At 32.5% G+C, this 16,900-nt stretch carries 14 protein-coding genes; 1 reads left to right on the plus strand and 13 read right to left on the minus strand.

The genetic code is table 11. The features are described from left to right. Window positions 1-19 precede the first annotated feature (19 nt). The 12 genes from FDM27_RS12925 to FDM27_RS12980 all read right to left on the minus strand — a co-directional run bounded on the left by FDM27_RS12925 (window position 20) and on the right by FDM27_RS12980 (window position 13,205). Window positions 20-2,518, minus strand: coding sequence for a TraG family conjugative transposon ATPase (locus tag FDM27_RS12925; RefSeq protein WP_140487037.1), 2,499 nt, complete (start codon window positions 2,516-2,518; stop codon window positions 20-22). Then, the gene (locus FDM27_RS12930; protein WP_140487039.1) at window positions 2,515-2,847 is read right to left on the minus strand and encodes a DUF4133 domain-containing protein; all 333 of its coding nucleotides are present in this window, start codon (window positions 2,845-2,847) and stop codon (window positions 2,515-2,517) included. Before FDM27_RS12930 ends, FDM27_RS12925 begins: the two co-directional genes overlap by 4 nt. Window positions 2,848-2,858: 11 nt before the next feature. Next, window positions 2,859-3,164, minus strand: coding sequence for a DUF4134 domain-containing protein (locus FDM27_RS12935; RefSeq protein WP_140487042.1), 306 nt, complete (start codon window positions 3,162-3,164; stop codon window positions 2,859-2,861). A gap of 405 nt (window positions 3,165-3,569) precedes the next feature. After that, the gene (locus tag FDM27_RS12940) at window positions 3,570-5,474 is read right to left on the minus strand and encodes a class I SAM-dependent DNA methyltransferase (RefSeq protein WP_140487044.1); all 1,905 of its coding nucleotides are present in this window, start codon (window positions 5,472-5,474) and stop codon (window positions 3,570-3,572) included. 3 nt (window positions 5,475-5,477) lie between these two features. Continuing rightward, entirely contained in the window at window positions 5,478-6,188 is a 711-nt protein-coding gene (locus FDM27_RS12945) for a hypothetical protein (RefSeq protein WP_140487046.1), read from the minus strand. Between the two features lie 3 nt (window positions 6,189-6,191). Next, the gene (locus FDM27_RS12950; RefSeq protein WP_140487048.1) at window positions 6,192-7,244 is read right to left on the minus strand and encodes a hypothetical protein; all 1,053 of its coding nucleotides are present in this window, start codon (window positions 7,242-7,244) and stop codon (window positions 6,192-6,194) included. Continuing rightward, window positions 7,234-9,552, minus strand: coding sequence for a sensor histidine kinase (locus FDM27_RS12955; RefSeq protein WP_140487050.1), 2,319 nt, complete (start codon window positions 9,550-9,552; stop codon window positions 7,234-7,236). The genes FDM27_RS12950 and FDM27_RS12955 overlap by 11 nt, the downstream gene beginning before the upstream one ends. Before the next feature lie 27 nt (window positions 9,553-9,579). Beyond that, window positions 9,580-10,359: a nucleotidyl transferase AbiEii/AbiGii toxin family protein gene (locus FDM27_RS12960; RefSeq protein ID WP_140487052.1), complete on the minus strand. Its 780-nt coding sequence runs from the start codon at window positions 10,357-10,359 to the stop codon at window positions 9,580-9,582. Continuing rightward, entirely contained in the window at window positions 10,356-11,165 is an 810-nt protein-coding gene (locus FDM27_RS12965) for a type IV toxin-antitoxin system AbiEi family antitoxin (protein WP_140487054.1), read from the minus strand. Before FDM27_RS12965 ends, FDM27_RS12960 begins: the two co-directional genes overlap by 4 nt. Before the next feature lie 195 nt (window positions 11,166-11,360). Next, on the minus strand, window positions 11,361-11,993 hold the full coding sequence (locus FDM27_RS12970) for a conjugal transfer protein TraD (protein ID WP_140487056.1): 633 nt from the start codon (window positions 11,991-11,993) through the stop codon (window positions 11,361-11,363). A 3-nt stretch (window positions 11,994-11,996) separates the two neighbouring features. Further along, on the minus strand, window positions 11,997-12,434 hold the full coding sequence (locus tag FDM27_RS12975; RefSeq protein ID WP_140487058.1) for a DUF3408 domain-containing protein: 438 nt from the start codon (window positions 12,432-12,434) through the stop codon (window positions 11,997-11,999). Between the two features lie 3 nt (window positions 12,435-12,437). Continuing rightward, window positions 12,438-13,205 (minus strand): ParA family protein, encoded by a 768-nt coding sequence (locus FDM27_RS12980; protein WP_140487061.1) that lies wholly within the window; start codon window positions 13,203-13,205, stop codon window positions 12,438-12,440. Between the two features lie 645 nt (window positions 13,206-13,850). Here FDM27_RS12980 and mobA point away from each other — a divergent pair. Next, window positions 13,851-14,318 (plus strand): conjugal transfer protein MobA, encoded by a 468-nt coding sequence (mobA, locus tag FDM27_RS12985; RefSeq protein ID WP_410503847.1) that lies wholly within the window; start codon window positions 13,851-13,853, stop codon window positions 14,316-14,318. 154 nt (window positions 14,319-14,472) lie between these two features. On the opposite strand, the gene FDM27_RS12990 is transcribed toward mobA, so the two are convergent. Beyond that, window positions 14,473-16,899: a DEAD/DEAH box helicase family protein gene (locus tag FDM27_RS12990; protein WP_140487063.1), complete on the minus strand. Its 2,427-nt coding sequence runs from the start codon at window positions 16,897-16,899 to the stop codon at window positions 14,473-14,475. Between the last annotated feature and the right edge of the window lies 1 nt (window position 16,900).

Consider the following 16,900-nt stretch of genomic DNA (forward strand, 5'->3'; position numbering starts at 1 on the left):
TAAATTTTTAAAATGATTATTATTTGTTTTCTTTTCTCTGAAGAACTATCCGTTTGATAGCCTGTTCTACATTTCCATCCAGATTTTTAGCTAACGCCATCACTTCCATCTTTTCAGTTTCTTCTGTCGTATAAGCCAAATACTCCTCCAAACTCACTTCTGTGGCATATACTGCCGAATGAGTCCCTCCCAACCCAATCCAAACTTCTTTGTATAAGCGTCTGGGATCGTTATTCATGTTGATGGAAAGTACCTGTGCTTTTTCTTTTTCAGTGAGACCAAGCATGGCTTGTATATCATCAAATTTGTTCATGTATTTACGCTGATCCAACAGTATTTTACAATCTGAATTATTGATGATACTTTCCTTTACAATGGGTGATTGAATAATATCATCTACCTCTTGGGTTACTACAATAGCTTCTCCAAAAAACTTTCTTACCGTTTTAAAAAGGTATTTGATATACTCAGCCATTCCTTCTTTTGCAATAGCTTTCCAGGCTTCTTCGATAAGGATTAACTTTCGTACTCCTTTCAAACGACGCATTTTATTGATAAAAACCTCCATTATGATGATGGTTACAATCGGGAAAAGGATTTTATGATCCTTGATAGCATCAATTTCAAATACAATAAATCGTTTAGAAAGCAAGTCCAATTGCTTGTCGGAATTCAACAAATAATCGTATTCGCCTCCTTTGTAATAGGGTTCTAGTACATTGAGAAAGTTGGCAAGATCAAAGTCTTTTTCCCTTACCTGCTTTTCTTCCAACACCTTTCTGTAATCAACTTTCACGTATTCATAAAATCCATTAAAAGAAGGAGATTCATCCTCTTGTTTAATCCGTTCGATGTAACCACTCACGGCATTAGACAATGCCACTTCTTCGGAACGGGTTGGCGGTTCGTCATCCCTTTTCCATAAGGTTAATATCAAGGTTTTGATACTTTCTCTTTTCTCAATGTCGAAAACACCATCATCGGTATAGAAAGGGTTAAAGGCTATAGGATTGTCTTCTGTATAAGTGAAGTAAACTCCATCCTCTCCTTTTGTTTTTCCTTTAATGAGTTCGCACAATCCCTGATACGAGTTCCCTGTATCCACCAGCAACACATGAGCACCTTGTTCATAGTATTGTCTGACCATGTGATTGGTAAAGAATGACTTTCCTGAACCTGAAGGACCAAGAATAAACTTGTTTCTATTAGTGATAATGCCTCGCTTCATTGGCAAATCGGAGATATCCAAATGAATGGGTTTCCCTGTAAGCCGGTCAGCCATCTTAATCCCGAAAGGTGACGGAGAACTTTGATAGTTGGTTTCCTCAGTAAAAAAACAGAGTGCGGGTTCTATGAAAGTATAAAAACTTTCTTCACTCGGAAAATCTCCTGCATTCCCGGGCATTGCTGCCCAGTAAAGCGTGGCCACATCTGTGGTATTGTGCCTAGGCTTGCATTCCATTAGTGCTAAAGCACTACCGGTATCATTCTTTATCTGTTTTAGTTCGGCAGGATCTTCCGACCAAGCCATTACATTAAAATGAGCCCGAATGGAAGAAAGCCCAAAAGAATGTGCTTCGTTTAGGTAGCGTTCTATCCATTCCTTGTTGATTTGGTTCGCTCTACTATAACGTGCCAACGAGTGCATATTTCTTGCTGATTTCTCAAACTTACGCAGGTTGTCTTCGCTGTTATCCAGAAACAAATACTGATTGTAAATGTGATTACAGCTTAACAACAATCCAACTGGAGCGGCAAAAGACAAAAGGCAATCACTCCTGTCTGTAGATAGTTTTTCATAACGAGTATCTGCCGAAACCGTTCCAGGTAAATCATCTGTATCTGACAAGGTATGCAGGCAAAGTCTTTTGTTACCAATGCGAACCTCTTCTGCACCTAGGGCAATGTCTTGCATGGGTGTTCCTGCTTCCGTTGAAAGTGTCAGGTATTGTTCCAATATTCCTTGCTTGTCATCTGTTCCAATAATATCCTCTTCACTTAATCGTTCCAGTTTTACAAAACCACTGTCATTTACTATTCGTTCAAACTGTGTAACCGCTTCCATAAAACGATGGATTGTTTCTTTATCCCTTATTTCTTTTGGAATAAGTACCCCTTTGCAAAGCGAAGAGAAATTGCTCTGCATTCGCATACGCTCTTTAGTAGTTTTGGTTAGAAATAAGTAGCAATAGTGATTCAGAAACGGACGTTCATTAAAATGTTGCTGATAGGATTTTGCTAAAAAACTTAAATCTTCCTGAGCAATATCCGGAGCATAATTTTCCTTGATATACCAATCCTGTTTATGTATAACAGTAAAATCAGGTAAAGTCTTAATAGCCTTATGCCAAGCAGAATGAATCGCTTCATATTCCGCAGAAGCAACTGTAAAAAGTTCCGGAAGTTCCACCCGAAAACAGGCTGTGATATCCGCATCCTTTGAGATAATGCAATTATTTTCTACCGCTAGCAATGGAAACTTACTTTCCAAGGTAGTCGCTTTTGATTTATTTCTCATAGCTGCCTGAATTTAGTTTTGAACTTGAAATAACGGCGTACCCGCTTGCGACAGATGATGTAATGAGGATGGCGTTTCTGGGCACTTATTTTCATTAAACCATGTTCTCCATGCTTTTTGTTCAATGAGAATGTCTGCCCTACAATTAACAAAGCACCACCAGCTCCCAGAAATAGACAGACAAAGGAATTGACCCCGACCATGTACAAAATCATTACCATAATAAGAATCCCAAGCAATCCTCCTGTGAAAATGAACAGGTATTGTGATTTTAAACCTCTAAACTCTACCGTTCTCCCAATGCCTTTGTTAATATTGTAACTACTCATCAGCCAAAAGATTAAAGGAAGAACGAACGTAAAATTGTAGCCGATACAATCAGGAAGATACAGGCTCCAAACCAGCTCGCTGCTGTCTTACTGGTATCAGGATCACCACTACTGAACTTATTATACACCTTAACACCTCCTATTAGACCAACTACCGCTCCGATGGCGTAGATAAGTTTTGTCGCAGGATCAAAATAAGAGGTTACCATTTGAGTCGCCTCATTGATTCCTGCCGAGCCATTTCCTTGTGCGAACGCACCAATTCCTGACAGTATAGCCAAGACTGACAGCCAAAGTTTTTTTCTTTGTTTTTCCATGATTTGAATAATTTATTTGTTCTTATTCCTGCTCGTTGCAGGATTTTGGAACAAATTTGTCACGGAAATCAAAAAGTCATAATGAAATAGCTTTTAGAGGAATTATTTGGCAGTGAATGGCGGTTAAATCAATTTAACACCCGTAAAAAAGCTGATATAATTACATGAGATGATTAGTAAAAACCTTTATATATCCTGATTTTTACTGCATTTTATGCGACAGACTCTTACCCACTTTAGAAAGTAGAAAAGAGTTAATAACAACTTAGTATCTATGATAAAACAGTGTAATTGTTAGAGGCAATACTGCCTTATGAAAAGGAAAAATTTCTACTGAGTGGTTACACAAAGTAGAAACTTTTAATATATTTAACGTTTAAAAAGCTGAATTAGATTATGTTTAGACTATAATTCAATATCAGTAATATTATATTTATCAAGCAAAAATCTATTAATAGCTCCTTTACTTTTCAAATTCATAAAAGATTTCTTCTCTTTTAATGTAAATAAAGGAATACTAAAATTTTTGATATAGTTTTTTGCTAAGGCAAAATAATTATTTGCATAAGGCTTACTTGTACATTTAATATAATACCAAAACACCTCTGTTTTTAATATTTTTTGAATGAACATCAAATCTTCTTGAGAATTAGAAACTAATGAATATCCATTATAAAATAGTAATTCTGTATTATTTGTATATACGAAGTAAGGCGTATCAGATATGTAAGGAAAAAGCAATTTTAGCCCTACAATATTTAAAGCTTGATTTCTTCCATAAGCATACCATGTTTCATATTCTCTTTTTCCTTTATCTCTTTTAGCTAACTCATTTTTTTGAGATTTAAGATAATTATATGCATTCGGAAAATCTCTTTGAAAAATTTCTTCTTTTATAATTCTTACTAAACGATTAGATTGATTTTGAAATAAATTACTATTATTTAAATCAAAAACATTGTACGGAAAAATAATTTTCTCCATTAACCTTTCTAAATCTGACTCCTCTTTTAAAATATTAGGTTTTATTGCATCGCGACAAATTTTTCTCTCTATCTGGAATCGTTGACCTTCTTTTTCTAAATAAAAAAAATCTTCATCTTCTTCTAAAGGCGTAAACAAATAAATATTATTCCTTAGAGTTGCAAAGCCGTTCCTAATATTAAACAAATCGCCTAATTTTTCTCCTGCATTTTCTAATTTTTGTAAATTAAGCTGTGTTTTAGCATCTTCCAACTGCCAACCATCAACATTGTTCAATTGTTCATAATTGAAAGTAATAAAATCTTTTTTTGTTAAAGAATTAATACTTTGAGGTGTAGTATTTGTATAAAGCAAATTCCCACGTGTCTTCTTTATTTGGCAAATACAGGTATATGTCAATCTTGATTTAAAAACCTGTTCACTTCCAAAATCTATAAGCCTAAATGAATAACTATTTTCAGAAAAGAAATTTCTTAAAGCCCGTCCATTTAAACTACGATAAAAATTATTTACAGTTATATATCCTAATATACCTGTTTCATTTAGCCATCTCAATCCAATTTGAAAAAATGGAATATACAAATCCAGTTTACCCGTTGAAGAAACTGACCAATTTTTCATAAGTGCTTTTGTGTGTTCATCTAAATTTGAAGAACCAACATAAGGAGGATTACCCACAACTGCATCAAGTCCATTGTTATTTTGTATAACTAAAACCTGATTCCAATCAAACTCTAAAGCATCTCCCTGGAACAGATTAAAGTTAAATTTTTGCCTATCTTCGCCATTAATGATAGCGTGAAGCGTTAATAATATTTCAGTTCTAACAATACTATATTTTTGAATATCTAAGCCAAAAATATTCTCATTGTAAATATCAAAATAACTTTTACCTAACTTAACTCTATATTCTTCTGCAATAGTTTTAAAAAAACCTCCACATCCACAAGCAATATCTCCCAATTTTAAATTATCAATATCTCTATCTTGCTTTTCAAATTCTTTTAAAATTTGTTTGACAATATACTCTCTAATAAATTTAGGAGTAAAAACAGCCCCATTAACTTCCTTATCTTCGGGAGAGATAACAAACTCAAATAACTCAAGTAAAAACTCAATATCGAATTTTGAATCAAAAAATGCTATAAACTTTTCTAACTGTTTACTTTCTACTTCATCTTGATTTTCAATAATAAAGCCCTTTATAAACTCGTTATTTACTTCTTCAATATTATTAACTCGAATAAACGAAGAAACTAACAATCTGTTTATATCCTGCTCTTTATATGAATATTCTCTGAGATATTTTAAAATATTTTGATTCATTGATTAATTATACAGTGGAAATAATCTAATTAGTTTGTAATCATCGTGATTATAATCTAAAGCAAATCCATTAAAATATGATTCCCATAATCTCTTTTTCGAATTATTAAGTATTCTCAGGTACCTTGCATCTATTAAAATCTTGTCTACATAATTATGTTTTTTCCTATCAATAAAATTATTAATTACAAAATGAAATGCTAAAATTATATCCATTGGAGGATGTGGGATTCTTGGACTACTTAATATTGCCATATCTGAATCTAAAAATTCGTGTTTTTTACCTCCAAATTGAATATGATAATAAGGATGAACATAAGAAAAATCTAATTCTCTTTCTTCTTTATCAAGATGCCAAGTACAACAATATTCTTTTGTTTGATCTTGCTCTGACTTAAATAAACTTATCTTCAAATCCAAAGTATATTTAAAAAGAGGATCTATTTTATCATTTAGACTGTCTTTTAAAGCAAGTCTATTCTCTAAATCGATTTTACAATAATGCATTTCATTTGGCTTTGCTCCTGCAATTGCTCCTTTCAAATAAATGCTAAAATTATCCAATCTATAATCAACCAAATCTACTTGATTATTTTCTATTGATTCAATTACATTATTCAGACCTGTAAAATCTCCTAGTATATTATTTTCAGAGATTATTTCTAAAAGGAATTTCACATCTTTTATATAACTTATTCTATTCCATATTTCCATAAACTAAGAATATTTACGCATCTCTTTTCTATCTATTTCACTAACAATTTTGCTATATTTATCAATATTAGCTAAATATCCATCAATAGAAACATAATCTTTATCTTGCCATGGCTTAAACTCTTCTTCCAGTAGTTCAATACCATCAAATGGATCCAAAGGAAGCTTTGTCTGTTTACAAATAGTCCAATAATTAGAACTCAAATTTTTATCACTAGAGATAACGATATCTAAGTCTAAAACAAACTTTTCTCTAAGTATTCTTATTCTTTCTTCGGCATTGTAATGCCTTAATGTATGCTTTTCCTTTATAGAATCTAACCACCATGAATCAATCCTAGACATCCACCATCTATTATATACATCCGAAAAAACACCTGTATATTTATAATCAGAAAATTGCTCTTTTAACTTTCCCCAATCTGGCGAATCTTTGCTAACTCCTAATCTAGCTGATAAAATATCTTCACCAATCAGTAAGCCAGAACATCTGATTAAATGTTCAAAAATGAATCTACTATACTCGTAAACTGATTTTACATCTTTGTTTAAATGAATTCTTATTCTTGAGTGGATTAAATTAACATCTCCTTTGAGACTTAATATTTGATCTAAATCAAATTTATTTTGTGTAATATTGGTATAAGAATTTAAGAATGATAAACATTTTTTTCTAAAACGTTCCGGGTTTTCTAATGCCTTTTCTTTACTTATTGCATAATCAAACAAATCATGACTTGTATAATCTTTTCGATATATATTAACGATATTATCAAGTGTTGATATTAACACAATAGGCCTCTCTTTTATTCCATCATTATATTTTGATCTTAAAGTTGATGCTATTGTTGGAGCATCACAATATGATAGCTGACTGCCTTCCGTCAGCTTATAATCCATCAAAATTATATCTGGATTTTCGTCACTAATTTTTTGTATAATATCATCAATCTTAACATCTGGTTTAAATGAAATTATTTCGAAATTTTCACTCCTAAGAGTTTCTATTCGGCTTTCAGGATCCAAATCCTCTATATAAAAAATTTTATAAGTCATATTTATCTAAGTCTTTATCGTTTGCTTTAGGTACTTCAATATAAATTGTAGTTGAAAATCCATCTTTAGGTTCATCAACATAAATCTTACCTCTATAACTTGAGAGGATATCTTTTACTATTTTCAATCCTAATCCAGTTCCTGTTACTTCATTACTTGAGTTTAAACTATCTAAAGTATTAGGTGATGATGTTGTAAAAAATTCTTCAAAAATACGATCTTTTATCTCTTCATTAATTCCGTCACCAGTATCAGAAAATTTTAAAAAAACTCTATTATCTATTTTTCCACACTCAATATCTAATTCTCCTTTATTTTTAGATCTCTTAATTGCCTTTTTTGCATTTGTATATAAATTAAACAAAATTGAAGACCATTCTGATGGATGCATCGGTGTAGTAAACAAATAATACCCATTTCTAATTGGTTTATTGAATTTTATATTACCCTTTTTAGCATCATTTTGAGTATTCTCCCAAAATTCTTCTACTTTATTTTGTAACTCTATTGGAATTAAACTACGAACTACATTTTGAGAAATAACTGTATCAAAATATGAAGTATATGATTTGAAGGTTTCTACATTTGATTGAAGTATTATTAATCGTTTAAATGTCTGCTCTTCTGATTTTAACTTTTCCAATAAAAAATTTATATCAGAGTTCATATTCAAAACATAGTCTTTCACTTCATGAATAAATAAAGCAATTGTTAAGCCTACACTACTTAGTACACGAAGCATTGATCTTTCTTTGAGATATTGTTCTTTTTCTTCTTCTTGAGCTTTTTGCAACTCTGCAATTTCTTTTTGAACTTGTTGTAGTTTTTTCTTTCTTCGTCTTTTGATTTCTACATTTCCAGAATCTTTCTCTAATTCTCTGTCAAGCTCTTCAAGTGTAAAAGCAATATTTTTAATTCTCACCTCAACAGATTCATAGATTTCATTTTGCATTGTTTGCCCAGATACAATCTTCACATTTCTAACTTCTGCAATCTTTATTACTGCTGTCATTAATGTTCTATAAACAAAGTTTTTCAACTGAATAAGTGCTTCATTTTCAATTAATCCTTCACGACTTGAAGTTTCATAAAATTCATTATTACTATCTAGTAATTCTACGAACCCAAAAAAATTGATATTAGCATGAACAGGTAAAATTGAACGTCTAACAGTTGATGCATCTAACCCTAACCAATCATTGTTTGGTTCGCCATAAGGCAAAACTCTGAAACCATTTCTATACAACCGAATTCCTCCTTGGGTTCTTGCAAGCTTTCTAATATTAGACTCCTGTAATTTAGGAACCAAATCTGCATTATATATATAATAATATGCTCTAAATCTAACGTTTTTTAATTTAGTAAAAGGAATATCCTCATTATCAGGATCACTACTTATATATCCAATTTCATTGATATTTAATTTCTTACTATCAAGAGAGAATAATCCCACGCCATTTGCATCTACTGTACCTTCAATTACTGCTGTAGCATGATTGTAAACCATTGTTTTTTCATCCGCAATATTTATTTTCTTGCCATTAATTACTTTAGAAAAATAAACTTTAAATCCCGGATCATCAATAATTTCTTCTCCGTCATTTTTAATCTCTTCGATTTCCGATAAGGGAAAAGGTTGTAATATATCTCCAACATAATTATATATTCTTCTTATAGATGCTTCAGACCATTTATCCTTTAAAAGCTCTATTTTGAGAGTTGTACCAGATTCTCTACTTTTGTTTGTTTTAGTATTAATTTTATTATTAACTGAAAATAAATCAATATCATTTGAATAATCATTCCAATTTATTGTAACAACTAACGCTTCATCACTATCCATTGTTTGAGTAGTAATTGTAAGTTTTTCTCCTAATCTTTGAACAGCAAATCTACCTATACCTTTTTGTCCTGCCCTTTTACGTTTATAAGTATCCGATAATGGATTATGAACCTTGGATGTTGAGGAAATTCTCATAAAACCTTTTATTAATTGATCTCTAGTCATTCCAGTACCATTATCTTCGATATACAGAGTGCCACCAATATTATCTGAATTTTCAAATTTTATATCAACTTTCGTTGCGTCTGCATCGTAAGCATTTTTTACTAGTTCTGAAACAGCTGTTTCTTGTCTTGCGACAAGCTCTCTACCTAATCTATCTATGACACCGGCATCTACACTAAAACGAATATTATCATTATCAAAGCCTGATAACTTTGTAGATAATTTTAAAATTTTACCATAATCATTCGGTTCTTCTTTTAAAACTCTTTCAAGTTCTTGCCTTATTACTTTTTCATCCATAATTAAAAGCTTTATGAGTGCTCTATCTTAAATCTTTTCCAAAAGATTTATTTTCACAAATTCGTATGCTTCATTTATATTGTAGTCAATACCACTCCTGAGCAATCCGTTCATATCTCCTCTAAAATCCAGATCTTCAATTTTCTTGTCCATATTATCGAGAAACTCTTTTTGCGTAACATGATTCCCTTCTTCTGTTATATAGTGTTTGAATGCTTCAATAAGCTTATCTACATTGACATCTGCATGATTAAAAGCATACCACAAATCAAACAGATCACGTCCTTTCTTTCGTTGATATAAAGCTCGAAGTTTGGTGGCTAATAATTCATCCAATCCATAAGTGGGTACTAATACTTCGCCGTTATCCCATTCGGAATCCAATTTTACAGGAATATCCTGTAAGCCATATACTGAAAAATGTTCTCTGGTATTGACTTCAATTTTTAATTTTATTGGTACATCATCTTCGGACTGAATGCTATACACAATAGTGTTATTGTGTTCTTTTTGCTTAATACGGGGCTTTCCTAAAAATGAAAGCTGCTCCCGTATGCTGTCAATAATTGTCCCGAATGGTTCTGCTTTTACCTGAACCAGATCAATATCTTCCGAATATCTTGCAGCCGGAGCTAAAAACAGTTTATGCAATGCCGTTCCTCCTCGAAAAGCCAATCGTTCTCTAATAAATTCATTACTGAATAAAGCAATCAAAGCCCGTTGTATAATTAAATCTTGTTCAACCTGATAATTTTCCTGCCAGGGAGCCTGCTTTCGCCACGCTGTTATGTACGACTGTGGTATCATATATCTGCTTCTATTTCTATATTAGGCACAATTTTCCATTTGTTGCCAGTTATCTTATTTTCGGGTTTCTTTTTTTGAGGACGCAATAAAGTTGGGTAAAATCCTATTGGTTCAAGATAGTTGTACAAGGCATCACTTAATAAATGTTCTTCTAAAACGTAATCCAGCAAATATCCCAGACGTTGCACCACCGCTATATCCCCATATTGTTTTGCGGTTTCTACCAATTGATCAGACTGCATTACTTCTTTCAATTCTTCCAATACAGTAGCCACCCGATTAAACCCACCCACTTCATTGAAATAGTTGACTAAATCCAATGCAGTTAACTCAGGAGACGAAATATTGATATATCCTGTATCTACTTTCTTCTTTACAACATCCTTTTTATTCCAGGATTTTTTAATATAAAAATCAATACCCACTTTATCATTTTTAATCGATCTCAAAGCAATCCCTTCAGTGATGATAGCATAATTTTGGGGTTGCTGGTGAGCTGCTCCGTGATAGGCAGCTGCATTTAACAAGCCCACATAATAATCCCGATTGAGAAACTTCATCAAATCATTTACATAAAAACTGGTTGGGATAATACCTTTGATACTATACTCTGGCGGAACAATCACATAAAAGCCTTTACGTACCATTTCTACCGCTCCCTGACCTTTAAGCCGTTGCAGTGATTTCTTCAAAGCATTTTCAGAAACATCCAATTGCTCATACAGACCCTCAGTAATAAAACTATACTTACCGTTTGCCCTTTGTTCATTAATAAAGGAGTCTAAATATTTGTATTGCTCTGCCATTATTTAGTTCATAATTGCGATAGGGGTATAATTTCAACCCCTTATGCAAACACAAACTTATATTTTTATAATATCAAAACCAAGATTTTACTTAAATATTTTACGACAACCATTAAGTCCTAATTTGCAATTAGCTACTAATTCTAACCCTTTTCGCAATCAAAAACTTAAAAATCAAAAAAAAAAGGAGTCTGCTCACACAAACTCCCCAATATCAAAATCTTCGAAATCATTTTTCCGCAAAATGGAAGAACTGCTTTCTGTTTCAAAAGAAAGGCTACTATCTAATAGCTCGGCTATTTTACGTGAAGCACTTTCCATAGAATTTTCCAGTAGGTCAAATAATTCGGTTCCTTGTATTTTCTGAACTATGCCAATTGCTTTTTCCTTTTGAGAAGGCTCCAAATTATCTTTTTGCAGCAGCATCCCAACGGAGCTTAGTTCTTCAAAGGTAACGCCTTGGGCAAAACCGTTATCAACATTGGATATTCCATAACTATTCCATTCTTCTGCCTCGTCCTCAAAATCAGATATATTTCTGAAAACTTCGTCCAGCTCTTCCTGCGGAATTTGACTCTCGTTATCTTGATCATCAATTTCAATATCAAAATTATCCGTTTTATCTTCCTGCTTTTTCTTTTGGCTTTCATTGGCATTGTTTGACACTGAAAGACTTCTCAGTGTTTTGGACTGCCCCATAATATCGGCTAGCTTTGGTTTTTGTTTTTTCTTAGTTGGCTTTTGCTCCACCCCTATCTTGATAACAATCTTATCCTGCAAAAGCAGAGCAATTACAATCAGTAAACATATCACAATTACTATTTCCATGGCTTATAAAATAGGTTTGTATTTATCGTTAAAACTCTTGGTTATCTGCTCTCCAAATTCCTGAAAATGGTAATTCAACAAATTATCTAAATAAGCATAAATAGTTATCTTGTCTTCGCCAATCACCTGAACAATACGGGATAGTTTTTCGTGAAAATCAGGTCGGATATACACCGTTTTTCCATCACGGGCATTCGTATCAGGTCTTTTAAAAAAAATGCTTTCATAATCCGGTTCACTAGTCTTTTTGATTTTGGTCTTTTCTTTAATTTCTGATTTCGTAGGTGATAATTCTTTAGGCTTAGGAACTTCCTTTTGTGATTCTTCAATCTGTTCTGGTGGCAACTGTAAACCTTCCTTTTTTATGCCATCCACCATCAGGTTCATCATCAACTCCTCGTTAATTTCAGGAGCCACTTTTCTCTTATTATCTTTCTCCATAAATTATAATTGAATGATTTTTAAAAATTCGTTTACAAATAAATCCAGCTGACAAGCTTTCATTAAACGTTCATCCGGAGGCATAACGGTAGAGCGAAATACAGTTTTGCTATTCTCTTCGCTTTCTTTACGAAAACGAGTGCTATTTTTGATTTGGCTTTGCATCAGGCTTAACCCCAATTGTTCTATAAGTTGGTTATAAACGTTATATAAGGGAGTGCTTTCCCTGCCATCCACCTGATTCCAAAACAGATTAATGGTTTCTATGGAAGTCGTCCCTTTTTTCATAATCACATCCTTTAAAAGCTGTGTAAATACAAGCGTACTCTCCATCACCAAACGATCTGCCGTAATAGGCGTAAAAATGTGGTGCATTCCAGCCAATGCTTTGAGTATACCGGGAGTGTTAACCGTTCCTGGAAGGTCGAAAAATACAACATCAATAGGAACTGAAGAGGTATTCAAAAATTCATGAGCTGCTTCCAATACACTTTCTGCCTTGTGTTGCATAATGGGATAGGCTTTTTTGTTAATGGTTGTAAATTGTTTGTATGCCAACTTTTTTAAATGCTCATTTTCCATTACCATAGCCAGATCACGGGATTTCATTTTCATTAAACTGTGTTGTGGAAAATCGGCATCAAACACTGCAACATTGTAGCCCAATCGATAGTGCATCGTACTGGCAATAAGTGTTGTAAATGTACTTTTTCCGACACCGCCCTTTTGAGAAGAAAAGGCGATAAATACTGTTTTGTGTTTTGCATTCATATTTCAACGGTTTTAATTATTTATACATTCAATTAGTTATTTATGTATTTCCACAGTTATTTACTAATTACTGTATATAGGTTTATCTCTCTGTACAACATTATTTAGTTAGGCAAGTACTTATCAAACTGTTTAGCTATCTAAATATGTCTTTATGTCCGTAAGCAGAAAAGTAACGACTTACTCATTTATCTATTTAAATTCATATAGCTGCACTTTTCTACATTTCTATTTGCGTAAGTACGTTGTTACTCAGATAGCTAACTATGTCCTTATATCTATTTATAAGTACAAAGAAATACAGCTATGTACTTGCTTTTACTCTCTTGGTAGTAATTGGCATTTACTGGCAATTCTTGGCTAGTCTTAACACTATAATGATTCTATATCCAATCGTTTACTTTGTATAAAACAGAAATCTGATCAATCGATGGAAAGATCAAATCAATATTTGGACAGCAACTGGAACGGCCTTAAGCCGTTTTTCCCTGCTTTATTAAATCCGGTTCCGCCGACAGGCGGACGGATTATCTGTTCGCCAGAACAGAGCAAGTTGTGTTTTGAGGCACTCGAAATGAATTCCGTGCCTCAAAACAACTTGTCCGCCGCGGCGGAGTTTAAAACACCCTCCGAAGTCGGGGTTTTATGAAATTTATAAATGGATTTATGATGGATGGACAACAAAGCAAAAAACAACATAAAGGCGGCAGGAATCCCAAAAAGAATCCCTGTATCCACCGTTATGTTTTTCGTTTGACTGACGAAGAAAATGCCAAATTTCTTTCCCTTTTTGAAGCTTCAGGAGCTGATAATAAAGCTCATTTTATTACTTCTGTTCTGTTTGAAAGACAAATAAAAACCGTAAAAATCGATATGGCAACTATGGATTACTACATGCGATTAACCACATTATATGGTCAGTTTCGTTCTGTTGGCGTTAATTACAATCAGATTGTGAAGATATTGTACCGTAATTTTTCAGAAAAGAAAGCAGCAGCTTATCTGTTTAAATTAGAAAAACAAACAACAGAATTAGCCAAATTATGCCGTGACATAATACAATTGACCGAGGAATTTGAAGCAAAACATTTGATTAAAAATGAGAAAAAATGATAGCTAAAATTAGTCGTGGAGCAAATATATTTAAAGCAATTTCCTGTAAAAACTCAAAATAGATAAAAGAAATGGTTACTTTTTCGCTAATATTTTTAGGAACCATTTTTTGTTTTATATTAATAATAGCCAAATCTTCCTTGAAATTAGTTGATTAATTTAAAAACCGTTCGATTTCAAATCTATAGAAGTCATTAACTGAGTTTTTGTATACTTCAAATTCAGGTCTTGATCTCAAATTATTATAATCATCGAAGTATAGATATTGCAATTGATTGTCAGTTTCGAGCCTGGAAATCAAGCTTACACTTAAACCAATTTTTGAAAGGTCGATTTTATATTGGTTAGTTGTCCCATAAATATATTTATTATAATCATCAAGTGAGATTAGTTTGTAATCATATAACATAATTATAAATTTATTAAGTTTAAAACTAATAAAATCGTCTTCCATTTTTAACTTGATGATTGCTAAATTGATCATTTCAGTATCAGTCTTTTTGCCAAGATTAACATAGAGTTTTGGTTCCTTTGGATCTTCCGTTCTGCCCACTTCACCATATGTTTTTCCAAAAAATGTCAATGGATTTCTATCTTTAATACGTTTTTTGAAATAATTGAACATATGATTGACGTTTTCCTTTAAAGCTTTTTTTTGGTTTACTATAATATGATAGTCATAATATGTGCGAGCTTGAGGATATTGAAGTCGTTTAAATTCGGCATCTTTTACATCAACATTATTTATGAATACATAATTAATCTTACCCAACATATCTAATGTATTCCAGACAGGGTTAATTTTTACGTTTTCTAACCGCTTGTCCAAGATTTGGCAAATTATGTCAAGATCCTCGTAAAAGTGTGATATCCCTGATTCGATAAGATATTGCTTAACTCTTTCAAAAGACGTTTGAGGAACTTTTGTTAGAAACGTTTCATCTTCTCTTACTTGATCATATAATAACTTTTTACGTTCCCGCTCACTCTTTGTCAATTTGTCCAAATCGAATGTATCGAGTGTAGGATTGCGAATTACATCTTTAAAAATGCGACTACGCAACAAGCCAATCTTTGCCGCCATCTTTCCATCTTTTCTATTAAAAAGTTCACTATTAACAAAATGAACTGTGGGCAGAAGTTTATTAAGATCATTCTTTGATGATGAAAAAATGGTATTGAGCCTGTTAACTCTACCAATAAGATTTGTTAATTCCTTTCCTCCCAACGAATATGTGTTTAAAATATAAAGATTGTCGATTGGTAAATTCATTCCTTCTAATATGACAGAATTTGCAATAATGTATTTTATTTCTACTAAATCTTTAAACTTACTTTCAAGATATTCTTTTATAAGGTCAGGAAGTTTACCGTGTAAATAAACAACTCCATGTTTTAAATAGTCTACAGCATAGAATTTTTCATGTACCTCTTGCTTCAAAATTTTAATCAATCGGTTTATAGCTTCTGAGTTACCAATTTCAGGCAAATGTTTTGCTAACTCTTTTGCAGCCAACTCGATACTTACAGGACGATAATTGTATAGAAAATTCTTTTTGGCAGTTGTTGAATTGATATAAACAAACATATCCCTAAATTGTCCGACGTGGTAATGTTCGTTAACGAACCTATTATATTTGGTTACATTTCCATCAGTACAAAACTCATATATTTCTGGTTCTTTGATATTAAACGGTATTTTATGTTGATTAATACTTTGCTCTTGTGCAATTTTTAAGCTATGAGCATCCTCAATAAGAGGTGATAAATAAACTACATTTTGATTGGGATTAAGCACACGGTTTTTCGCTAAAAGTCTCGAAAGCAAAATACTTCGAGGATCGTCTTTTAAGATATTATGTGCCTCGTCAATAAAAAGGACATTAAAATGAATGTTATTTTTACTCAAGAGTCGTAATGCCCGTTCTTGTGTAAAGATTGCTATAAAAGAATTTTGGCCTTGAAACATCTCATCGTGAATAATAATTTTTTTTCCAAGATTAGCATTTCTAATCATCCGGTATGTTTGCATCAACAACGATTTTGTTGGTACAATTATTCCAATTTTGCTGTTTAAACCGGTATATTTTTTTATGTAGTCCACAATTACCGAACTCTTACCAAATGATGTCGGAGCAATATAACTTACTTCCAAAGTCTGATCAGCAAGTAGCTGTCTTTTACTATTGAATTGATGTACAGTTTCTATATATTCCTCATGTCTATAGCGTTCCAATTCAATTCCAATACAACAATCTTCTAAGGATTCCTTACTTAAAAGAGAATCATCTAAAATAGCCTTAGCAACGGGGTAATAACCAAAATTGGTAGAAAAATCATAAAGGGGAACATAATCTTTATATTGTGTACTGTATTTTAGCACTATATAGTATGCGAACTCTGCATAGCTGGTGTATCTGTTGTCCTGCTCATAATGTTTTAAAAATATGATGGCACAGCCTAATATATAAACAATTTCCTCATGGATCAATTCACTACCAATCGTTAGTTTTTCCACTATAGTTTGGAAAGCCTCAATTTTATTGATATCTGTAAGTGCTGTTTTTTCTGTTTGATTCATA

This window comes from Flavobacterium sp. GSA192 (genome assembly GCF_006386525.1).
Classification (GTDB): domain Bacteria; phylum Bacteroidota; class Bacteroidia; order Flavobacteriales; family Flavobacteriaceae; genus Flavobacterium; species Flavobacterium commune.

Excerpts from the sequence above, each read along its gene's own strand:
- FDM27_RS12925 (WP_140487037.1), bottom strand. The coding sequence starts at position 2,518 with ATGAGAAATAAATCAAAAGCGACTACCTTGGAAAGTAAGTTTCCATTG.
- FDM27_RS12930 (WP_140487039.1), bottom strand. The coding sequence starts at position 2,847 with ATGAGTAGTTACAATATTAACAAAGGCATTGGGAGAACGGTAGAGTTT.
- FDM27_RS12935 (WP_140487042.1), bottom strand. The coding sequence starts at position 3,164 with ATGGAAAAACAAAGAAAAAAACTTTGGCTGTCAGTCTTGGCTATACTG.
- FDM27_RS12940 (WP_140487044.1), bottom strand. The coding sequence starts at position 5,474 with ATGAATCAAAATATTTTAAAATATCTCAGAGAATATTCATATAAAGAG.
- FDM27_RS12945 (WP_140487046.1), bottom strand. The coding sequence starts at position 6,188 with ATGGAAATATGGAATAGAATAAGTTATATAAAAGATGTGAAATTCCTT.
- FDM27_RS12950 (WP_140487048.1), bottom strand. The coding sequence starts at position 7,244 with ATGACTTATAAAATTTTTTATATAGAGGATTTGGATCCTGAAAGCCGA.
- FDM27_RS12955 (WP_140487050.1), bottom strand. The coding sequence starts at position 9,552 with ATGGATGAAAAAGTAATAAGGCAAGAACTTGAAAGAGTTTTAAAAGAA.
- FDM27_RS12960 (WP_140487052.1), bottom strand. The coding sequence starts at position 10,359 with ATGATACCACAGTCGTACATAACAGCGTGGCGAAAGCAGGCTCCCTGG.
- FDM27_RS12965 (WP_140487054.1), bottom strand. The coding sequence starts at position 11,165 with ATGGCAGAGCAATACAAATATTTAGACTCCTTTATTAATGAACAAAGG.
- FDM27_RS12970 (WP_140487056.1), bottom strand. The coding sequence starts at position 11,993 with ATGGAAATAGTAATTGTGATATGTTTACTGATTGTAATTGCTCTGCTT.
- FDM27_RS12975 (WP_140487058.1), bottom strand. The coding sequence starts at position 12,434 with ATGGAGAAAGATAATAAGAGAAAAGTGGCTCCTGAAATTAACGAGGAG.
- FDM27_RS12980 (WP_140487061.1), bottom strand. The coding sequence starts at position 13,205 with ATGAATGCAAAACACAAAACAGTATTTATCGCCTTTTCTTCTCAAAAG.
- mobA (WP_410503847.1), top strand. The coding sequence starts at position 13,851 with ATGAAATTTATAAATGGATTTATGATGGATGGACAACAAAGCAAAAAA.
- FDM27_RS12990 (WP_140487063.1), bottom strand. The coding sequence starts at position 16,899 with ATGAATCAAACAGAAAAAACAGCACTTACAGATATCAATAAAATTGAG.